The sequence below is a fragment of the Mycobacterium sp. genome (assembly GCF_032161845.1).
Taxonomy (GTDB): Bacteria; Actinomycetota; Actinomycetes; order Mycobacteriales; family Mycobacteriaceae; genus Mycobacterium.
Window position 1 is genome coordinate 38,123 of sequence record NZ_JAVRQA010000079.1, and the last position, 8,253, is coordinate 46,375.

At 66.7% G+C, this 8,253-nt stretch carries 9 protein-coding genes; 4 read left to right on the top strand and 5 right to left on the bottom strand.

What is annotated here, in order from left to right; translation table 11 throughout:
* Positions 1-21: 21 nt before the first annotated feature.
* Positions 22-1,572, top strand: a complete 1,551-nt coding sequence (locus QOD90_RS04855) for a Rieske 2Fe-2S domain-containing protein (RefSeq protein WP_526347222.1) — start codon at positions 22-24, stop codon at positions 1,570-1,572.
* Positions 1,569-1,901: a hypothetical protein gene (locus QOD90_RS04860; protein ID WP_526347224.1), complete on the top strand. Its 333-nt coding sequence runs from the start codon at positions 1,569-1,571 to the stop codon at positions 1,899-1,901. Before QOD90_RS04855 ends, QOD90_RS04860 begins: the two co-directional genes overlap by 4 nt.
* 95 nt (positions 1,902-1,996) lie before the next feature.
* On the opposite strand, the gene QOD90_RS04865 is transcribed toward QOD90_RS04860, so the two are convergent.
* From QOD90_RS04865 to serS, 3 genes are read right to left on the bottom strand one after another with little or no spacing between them, the layout of a single operon-like run.
* Positions 1,997-2,989, bottom strand: coding sequence for an MOSC domain-containing protein (locus tag QOD90_RS04865; protein WP_526347226.1), 993 nt, complete (start codon positions 2,987-2,989; stop codon positions 1,997-1,999).
* An 8-nt stretch (positions 2,990-2,997) separates the two neighbouring features.
* Positions 2,998-3,825 (bottom strand): DUF5718 family protein, encoded by an 828-nt coding sequence (locus QOD90_RS04870; RefSeq protein ID WP_526347228.1) that lies wholly within the window; start codon positions 3,823-3,825, stop codon positions 2,998-3,000.
* On the bottom strand, positions 3,822-5,075 hold the full coding sequence (gene serS, locus QOD90_RS04875; RefSeq protein WP_526347230.1) for a serine--tRNA ligase: 1,254 nt from the start codon (positions 5,073-5,075) through the stop codon (positions 3,822-3,824). Before serS ends, QOD90_RS04870 begins: the two co-directional genes overlap by 4 nt.
* A gap of 102 nt (positions 5,076-5,177) precedes the next feature.
* Here serS and QOD90_RS04880 point away from each other — a divergent pair, with 102 nt between their 5' ends.
* Both QOD90_RS04880 and QOD90_RS04885 read left to right on the top strand, forming a co-directional pair.
* Positions 5,178-6,638 carry a septum formation family protein gene (locus QOD90_RS04880; protein WP_526347231.1) on the top strand — a complete coding sequence of 487 codons (1,461 nt, stop codon included), beginning with the start codon at positions 5,178-5,180 and terminating at the stop codon, positions 6,636-6,638.
* 5 nt (positions 6,639-6,643) lie between these two features.
* Entirely contained in the window at positions 6,644-6,994 is a 351-nt protein-coding gene (locus QOD90_RS04885; RefSeq protein WP_526347233.1) for a metallopeptidase family protein, read from the top strand.
* Between the two features lie 271 nt (positions 6,995-7,265).
* Here QOD90_RS04885 and QOD90_RS04890 read toward each other — a convergent pair whose 3' ends face one another.
* Together QOD90_RS04890 and QOD90_RS04895 are read right to left on the bottom strand one after the other, a co-directional pair.
* Positions 7,266-7,946, bottom strand: coding sequence for a histidine phosphatase family protein (locus QOD90_RS04890; RefSeq protein WP_526347235.1), 681 nt, complete (start codon positions 7,944-7,946; stop codon positions 7,266-7,268).
* The coding region (locus QOD90_RS04895) for an ACT domain-containing protein (protein WP_526347237.1) at positions 7,943-8,253 on the bottom strand (311 nt) is incomplete at its 5' end. The genes QOD90_RS04890 and QOD90_RS04895, both read right to left, overlap by 4 nt.

Below are 8,253 nucleotides of genomic sequence, written 5' to 3' on the forward strand. Positions count from 1 at the left end.
ACCCCGCAGGAAAGGCAATAGGTGCAGGTCACAAGCGTCGGACATGCAGGCTTCCGGATCGACACCAAGGCCGGGAGCATCCTTTGCGACCCCTGGGTCAACCCGGCCTACTTCGCGTCGTGGTTCCCATTCCCCGACAACAGCCAGCTGGACTGGGGCGGCCTCGGCGACTGCGACTACCTGTACGTCAGTCACCTGCACAAGGATCACTTCGATCCGGCCCATCTGGCCGCGCACGTCAACAAGGACGCCGTCGTCCTGCTGCCGGACTTCCCGGTACCCGACCTCCGCCGCGCCCTCGAAGCTCTCGGCTTCCACCGGTTCTTCGAGACCACGGACTCGGTGAAACACCGGGTGAGCGGACCCAAGGGCGATCTCGACGTGATGATCATCGCCCTGCGCGCACCGGCCGACGGTCCCATCGGGGACTCCGGGTTGGTGGTCTCCGACGGAGAAACGGTCGCGTTCAACATGAATGACGCGCGCCCCGTCGACCTGGACGTGCTGCATGACGAATTCGGCCCCGTCGACGTGCACATGCTGCAGTACTCCGGAGCGATCTGGTACCCGATGGTCTACGACATGCCCGCGCGCGCCAAGGAGGCGTTCGGCATCCAGAAGCGCCAACGTCAGATGGACCGATGTCGTCAGTACATCGCGCAGGTCGACGCCACCTGGGTGGTCCCGTCAGCCGGCCCGCCGTGCTTTCTCGACAGCGCGCTTCGCGACCTCAACGACGACCACGGCGACCCGGCCAACATCTTTCCCGACCAGGTCGTGTTCCTCGACCAGATGCGCACCAACGGTCACGATCGCGGCCTGTTGATGATTCCGGGCTCCACCGCCGATCTCACTGGCTCGCAACTGAATTCACTGACACACCCCGTGGCCGACCCCGAGGCGATCTTCACGACGGGCAAGGCTGCCTACCTCGAGGACTACGCCAAGCGAATGGCTCCGGCACTGGCCGCCATCAAGGCTGGCTGGGCCCCCGCCGCAGGCGAGCCGCTGCTCGAACCCCTGCGGGCCAAGTTCGAGCCGATCATGCTGCAGAGCGACCAGATCTGCGACGGCATCGGATATCCCGTCGAACTCCGGATCGGCGCCGAGACGGTGGTGCTGGACTTCCCGAAACGCGCGGTGCGCGAAGCCATTCCGGATGAGAAGTTCCGCTACGGTTTCGAGATCCCCCCCGAACTGGTGCGCACGGTGCTGCGGGACGACGAGCCGGACTGGGTCAACACCATCTTCCTCTCGACGCGCTTCAAGGCATGGCGGGTGGGCGGTTTCAACGAGTACCTGTACACGTTCTTCAAGTGCCTGACAGACGAGCGCATCGCGTACGCGGACGGCTGGTTCGCCGAGACCCACGACGACTCCGCGTCGATCACGTTGGACGGCTGGGAGATTCAACGTCGGTGCCCGCACCTCAAGGCGGACCTTTCGAAGTTCGGCGTGATCGACGGCACGACGCTGACGTGCAATCTGCACGGCTGGGCGTGGAATCTGACCAATGGCCGCTGTCTCACGTCGAAGGGCCACGAGCTCAGGAGCGCCAAGGCGAGCCAATGAGCGGAGCTCTGACGTACGACGACGGCCTGATTCAGCTGGACCGTCAAGCGATCACATTGCGCCGCTACCACTTTCCGTCGGGCACGTCGAAGGTCATCCCGCTGCGGTCGGTCCGCGGCTACCAGACCGAGTCACTTGGCCTGGTGGTCAACCGCTTCCGGATCTGGGGCAGTTCGGACCTGCGCCGTTGGCTTCCGCTCGATGTTTGGCGACCGATCAAGTCGACGCTGGTGACGCTCGACGTGCCAGGCACCCGGCCCAGTCCCGCGTTCACCCCGTTGCGCGCCAAGGAGTTCCTGACGGTCCTCGACGAGCTGCTGAGCCCCTGACTAGCACTCCCCCACATCTCGCGAGATCTACACCAGCGTCGTGACGTCGACGTGACGACGACCGTGGTGTAGATCTCGTGAGTTGGGGGGGGCGGTTAGCGCTCCTCACGGACGATGGTGGCCTCGAGTAGCCGCTGCACCTGGCGCGTCGCGGCCTTCCTCGCCGCCGTCAGCGCCCGTCGGCCGGAACTCGGCGGGCCGGCAGCCGTGATCGACACTGTGTCGCCGACCCGCAGCAGACCCGGTCGTGTCACATCGGCATACACCCCGAGGAAGCGATCAGTGCGGTCCACCAGCCGCCGCGTGAGTCCACGATCGAGGTCCAACCCGGGCTGAGGCCGGGTCGGCACCACGCAGCGGATGGTCGGATTCGTGACGCGCAGTGTGGCCGAGCCGATTTCGACGTCACCGCCCACCCATGCCGCCTCGGGAAACTCGTCGTCCGGTTGGGCGACGTCGACGAGCACGTTGGGCCGGAATCGTCGCACGTCGTACGGTTCGTCGCTCGCCGACAGCGACGCCAGGCTTGTCGAGCTCATCAGGTGCACCGGCCCGAGATCGACGAAAGTGCCTGGCGGCGTAGAGAACTGCGCCAGCGTCAGGATCTGCTTTGGGGTGAAGATCGCGGTATCGGGCAGGGCTTCGGAATCCGAGAGGCCGAAGTCGCGACGCACCTCCCCCGCGGCGAAGTTGGCCTTCGACTGCTGCACCGACAGCCGGTGTCTGCTCGTGTCCTCCAGCGGAGGAAGGGAGGTCAATTGGACCTCGCGGCCGACGAGCTCGGACAGCAACCGATGGATCGCGGGGTCCGAGCTCGAGCACTCGACGCCGTCGGGGAAGGTGATCATCACCTCGGGGACTCGGCCGGGACCGGCGTCGGCCGTCGGCTCCACGGGGTAGGCCGCCGAGCAGCCCAACAGCTTGGGCAGGCGGCGCGCCGAAGCGGTGATGTCGTTCTCGAGGTCGCGCACCGCCCAGAGCCGGTCAGCGTGCACTCCGCGCCGCTCGACCCGCACCGCGTCGACCCGGTGGCCGCCCATCGACTTCACCGGGAACCGCCACAGTTGGGCTACCGCAACGCCAGCCATCGGACCTCCTAGCGGGACGAAACTACCTGTCGCAGTTCAGAAGACACGTCGGAAGTGGTGTCGTACACCCTGACGATCGCCTCGTCGCCCGGCTGCAGGAACGTCGACTCGCCGAGTTCGGTGTAGCGCGTCGCACCGATGCCGATCAACACGTTCGAGGGATGACCGGACGCGACCATCAGCGCCCCGACGTCCTCGAGCGGAGTCTCGGCCGAGCCCTTCTGGTTGGCGAGCCGCTCGGTGATCCAGTCGAGCAGCACTTCGCCGTAGTAGGAGTAGCCCAGCAGCGGGCTGTCCACTCCGTACGCGTGCTCGGTGCCGTCCGCGGTGCGCAGGTTGCATACCAGCCGCAGTGTCGACGTGGGGCCGTCGGGCGTCAGATCGCCGATGTCGAAGAACTGCGCCGCAACGCCTTTCGACGCCGGACCCCAGTTCTTCTTGTGGCTGATCTTGGGTGCGTTCGGACGGCGGATCGAGCAGTCGTTGAATGCGCCAAGCGCAAACGGTTGCAGGGACACCACGGTGTCACCCTGCCAGCTCACGTGGCAGGCCAGCCCGACCTCCGGCTCGATCTGCAGATTGAGCGGCGTATCGCTGTCGGGAAGCAGGATGGCGTCGTGCGACAGCGGGAACTCACCGAGGAAGCCGTCATGACCCGGTGCGTACCAGGGGAAGATGCCCTTGGGTGCGGTTCCTTCACTGGTGACGTTGATGAAGTCGGCCGCCTCGCCCGCCTGCTCGAGGTGGCCGGCGAAGTTGCCTGCCACGCCGAAGCCGAACCAGGTCCGCAGTTCGGCCTCGTCCAGCTCGATCGTCTCAAGTCCGCTCTTGCTCATGGTGTCAGCACCGACCTTCCGACGTAGGGCACCAGCGCATCCGGGACTCGGACACTGCCGTCCGGCTGCTGATGATTCTCCAGGATCGCGACCAACCAACGCGTGGTACCCAGCGTGCCGTTGAGCGTCGCGGCGATCTGCGGCTTGCCGTTCTCGTCGCGGTAGCGGGTGGACAGGCGACGGGCCTGGAACGTGGTGCAGTTCGACGTCGAGGTCAACTCGCGGTACGTCCCCTGGGTGGGAATCCATGCTTCGCAGTCGAACTTGCGGGCCGCAGATGAGCCCAGATCGCCTGCGGCCGTATCGATCACGCGGTACGGCACCTCGATCAAGGCCAACATCCGGCGCTCGAGTTCCAGCAGGCGCTGGTGCTCGGCGGCCGCGTCCTCCGGCTTGCAGTAGACGAAGGCCTCTACCTTGTCGAACTGGTGCACGCGGATGATCCCGCGGGTGTCCTTGCCGTAGCTACCGGCCTCGCGGCGAAAACAGGACGACCACCCCGCGTAGCGCCGCGGCCCTTCGGACAGATCGATGATCTCGTCGGCGTGGTAGCCGGCCAGCGGGACCTCCGAGGTACCGACGAGGTACATGTCGTCGGCTTCGAGGCGGTAGACCTCATCGGCGTGGGCGCCGAGAAATCCGGTGCCGGACATCACCTCTGGGCGCACCAGCACGGGCGGGATGACGAGGGTGTGGCCGTTCTCCGTCGCGAGCTTGACGGCGAGTTGCATGACGCCGAGTTGCAGTAGCGCACCGAAGCCGGTGAGGAAGTAGAAGCGTGACCCTGACACCTTGGCGCCGCGCTCCATGTCGATGAGCCCGAGCGCCTCGCCGATTTCGAGGTGGTCCTTCGGGTCCTCGATCGCGGGCGGCTCGCCCACGGTGTCGAGCACCACGAAGTCGTCCTCGCCGCCGGCCGGGACCCCGTCGATCACGACGTTCGAGATCGCCATGTGCGCCGCGGTGAACGCGGCATCCGCGGCGGTCTGCTCGGCTTCCGCGGCCTTGACGCCCTCGGCGAGTTGCTTGGCGTGCGCCAGCAGGGCGGGCCGCTCGTCGGCGGACGCCGCGCCAACGGCCTTGCTCGCCGTCTTCTGTTCGGCCCGCAGATTGTCGGCCGTCGAGATCGCGGAACGTCGTGTCGCGTCGGCGCCCAGCAGCACGTCGACGAGGGCAGGGTCCTCACCCCGCGCCCGTTGCGACGCGCGGACCCGGTCGGGATCGTCACGCAGCAGCTTGAGGTCGATCACGGGGAAACCCTACGTTTTGCCCCGGCAAACACCGGCGGCGGGGCACAACCACATAACATTACAACTGCATCTCTTGTCACATGACCTGGCGCGCCTGTCACAATGGAGCCGATGTTGGATGCACCCACCGCCACGGAACTGGGCTCGACCCAGTCGGCAGACGAGGCTGAGAAGCACTCGGGCAGCCCGACGTGGTGGCGAAGCCTGCAGGCCGACTCGACCCGTCGGGCTCTGCTGCTGACCGCGCTCGGCGGCCTCCTCATCGCCGGCCTGATCACCGCGATCCCCGGCGGCCCGAACGGCAGACTCCCCATCGGGCTCAATTCGGGTTCGACGATCCTCGGCGGCGGTGCGCGCGGCAACGACACGTTCGATCACGCCGCCAGCGGCACCTGCCTGAGCTGGCCCGAGCAGGTCCCCGACGCAGCGCAGATCGTCGACTGCAAGGACGAACACCGCTTCGAGGTCGCCGAGACGATCGACATGAGGACCTTTCCCGGCACCGAGTACGGTCCCGACGCCGCGCCACCGTCCGACGCTCGCATCAAGCAGATCAGCCAGGAGCAGTGCCAGGCCGCAGCGCGCCAGTATCTCGGCGCGAAGTACGACCCCAATGGCAGATTCAGCGTCAGCCTGGTCTGGTCCGGCGACAAGGCCTGGCGTCAGTCCGATGAGCGGCGCATGCTGTGCGGCCTGCAGTTGGCGGGCCCGGACAACCGTCAACTCGCGTTCGCGGGCAAGGTCGCCGACATCGACCAGTCGAAGGTGTGGCCGGCAGGCACGTGTCTTGGCATCGACCCCGCCACCAACCAGCCGACCGACATCCCGGTGGACTGCGCGCAACCGCACGCCATGGAGGTCACCGGTTCCGTGAACCTCGCCGAGAAGTTCCCAGGTCCGGTACCGCCCGACGGCGACCAGGATCAGTTCGTCAAGGACTCTTGCACGCAGATGACGGACGCATACCTGGCGCCCGTCGCACTGCGCAAGACCACGCTGACACTGATCTACAGCACGATCTCGCTACCGAGTTGGACCGCGGGAAGCAAGCAGGTGTCCTGCAGCATCGGGGCGACCTTGGGCAATGGCGGCTGGTCGACACTGCTCAACAGCGCCAAGGGTCCCCTGATGATCAATGGTCAGCCGCCCGTCCCGGTCCCCGACATCCCCGAGGAGCGGTTGGACATGCCGCCGATCCCGCTGCCGTCGGTGGACACGTCGTCCCAGGTTTCGTCACAGATCGACCTCAGTGACCAAGGCGGTTCGAGCAGCTCGAGCAACCAGGGCTCCAACCATCTGCCCGGGCAGCAGCAGGTCGGTCCGACGCAGACCGAGACCCAGAGCACGTCGTCACCATCGACGTCGGGCGTTGCGCCCCCGCCGCAGGGCAACACCTTCCTCAACGGCCCGCCAGCACCACCCGCACCGGCGGGCGACGGTCAGCTGCCGCCACAGGACGGGCCCTTGCCGCCGGCCGCGGGAGATCCCGCGGCGCCCGCGCCGCCTCCCGGTGAACCGGCACCCGTGGTTCCGGTGCTACCCGGCCCGGCGCCCGGACAGTAGCCGCGATGGCGGCCTCGATGAGCTCGCAACGGTTCGACGAGCTGGTGTCCGACGCGTTGGACGAGATACCGGCGGCGCTTGCCAAGGCGATCGACAACGTCGTCGTTCTCGTCGAGGACCGTCACCCCGAGGAACCGGACCTGCTCGGACTCTACGAGGGCATCGCCCTGACCGAGCGCGACTCGACGTACTTCGGATCCCTGCCAGACACCATCACGATCTACCGCGGCGCCCTGCTCGACATCTGCGAGACCGAAGGTGACGTGGTGGACGAGGTGACGGTGACGGTGATCCACGAGATCGCACACCACTTCGGCATCGACGACGAGAAGCTGCACGAACTCGGCTGGGCGTAATTTCGGTGGGCAGGAGCAGCAAAACCTAGCGCGGCAACCGGAATTCGTCGGTCGGCAGTGCTAGAAAGTGGCTATGAACAGTGTGTGTCGTGAGTGCCGCGAGGGCCTCGAACACTGTCACGGCACCGTCATTCACCATGCCTTGTTCGCCATCGAGTGCACTGAGGACTGCGCCATGCCAGACGGCCTGCATGCCTTCAGCGTCGACTGCGAAGCCGTCGGGTGCGCGTGCACGGCGAGGATTGCCGCGTCGGCCGTTTCTTGAGCTGACTCAGCCCAACGGGTCGGCGCCGTGCGGCACATCCTCGACCGGATGTTCGACCGGCTCGAAGGGCGGCGTGAAGGTGCCCCACTGCAGGCAGCTCCATCGTCCGTCGGTGATCGGACTCAGCACCACGCACTCGGTGTTCGCGAGGTGATGCTCGATCGCGAACCCGGGGTCCACCCCCGAAAGCACGGCACCCACCAAGCGGATTGCGGCGCCGTGGCTGACCACGACGATGTCACCCGTCCAGGCGTGGTCGTCGAGATACCGCAGACGCAGCTGGGTCACCACCGGTAGGTACCGGTCCAGCACTTGCTGACCGCTCTCACCGCCGGCAATCCCGACGTCGAGGCCACCCTCGTGCCACAGCCGGTAGATGCCGTTGAACTCTTCGTGAGCGTCGTCGTCGTCGCGGTTCTCCAGATCGCCGACCTGAACCTCGTGGATCCCGTCCAACTCCACGGGACTCAGCCCGAGTTGCTCGCCGATCTCTGCCGCCGTCTGGACCGCCCGCAGCGCCGTGGAGTGCGCGATCAGGCCGACGGGATGTTCCCACGCGCGGCCGAACGCCCGCGCCTGTTCGTGGCCGAGGTCGGTGAGTGCCGCGCCGGGCGGTCGGGTGTCGAGCCGCCGGGCGACGTTGCCGTGCGTCTGCCCGTGGCGGACCAGTACCAGTCGACCGGTCATCGGGCACGCCCCTCTCGAAGTGCGGCCAGCCAATCGGAGGCCTCGTCTGTCACCGGCGGAGTCGCACCTGCGGCGGAGCCGGATGACCAGGAACCCAGGTATCTCACATCTGCACAACGTCGGTGCAGCGCTCGAAGTGCCTCGGCGACAGGATCGTCGTCGATGTGTCCGACGCAGTCTAGGAAGAAGACGTAGGTGCCCAATTCGATTCGAGTTGGCCGGGATTCGATGCGGGTGAGGTCGATGTCGCGGATCGCGAACTCGGTCATCGCAGCGACCAGCGCGCCAGGCACGTTGTCCAGTCGCA

Coding starts and splice junctions, on each gene's coding strand:
- QOD90_RS04880 (WP_526347231.1), top strand. CDS start 5,178: ATGGAGCCGATGTTGGATGCACCCACCGCCACGGAACTGGGCTCGACC.
- QOD90_RS04890 (WP_526347235.1), bottom strand. CDS start 7,946: ATGACCGGTCGACTGGTACTGGTCCGCCACGGGCAGACGCACGGCAAC.
- QOD90_RS04865 (WP_526347226.1), bottom strand. CDS start 2,989: ATGGCTGGCGTTGCGGTAGCCCAACTGTGGCGGTTCCCGGTGAAGTCG.
- QOD90_RS04885 (WP_526347233.1), top strand. CDS start 6,644: ATGGCGGCCTCGATGAGCTCGCAACGGTTCGACGAGCTGGTGTCCGAC.
- QOD90_RS04860 (WP_526347224.1), top strand. CDS start 1,569: ATGAGCGGAGCTCTGACGTACGACGACGGCCTGATTCAGCTGGACCGT.
- QOD90_RS04870 (WP_526347228.1), bottom strand. CDS start 3,825: ATGAGCAAGAGCGGACTTGAGACGATCGAGCTGGACGAGGCCGAACTG.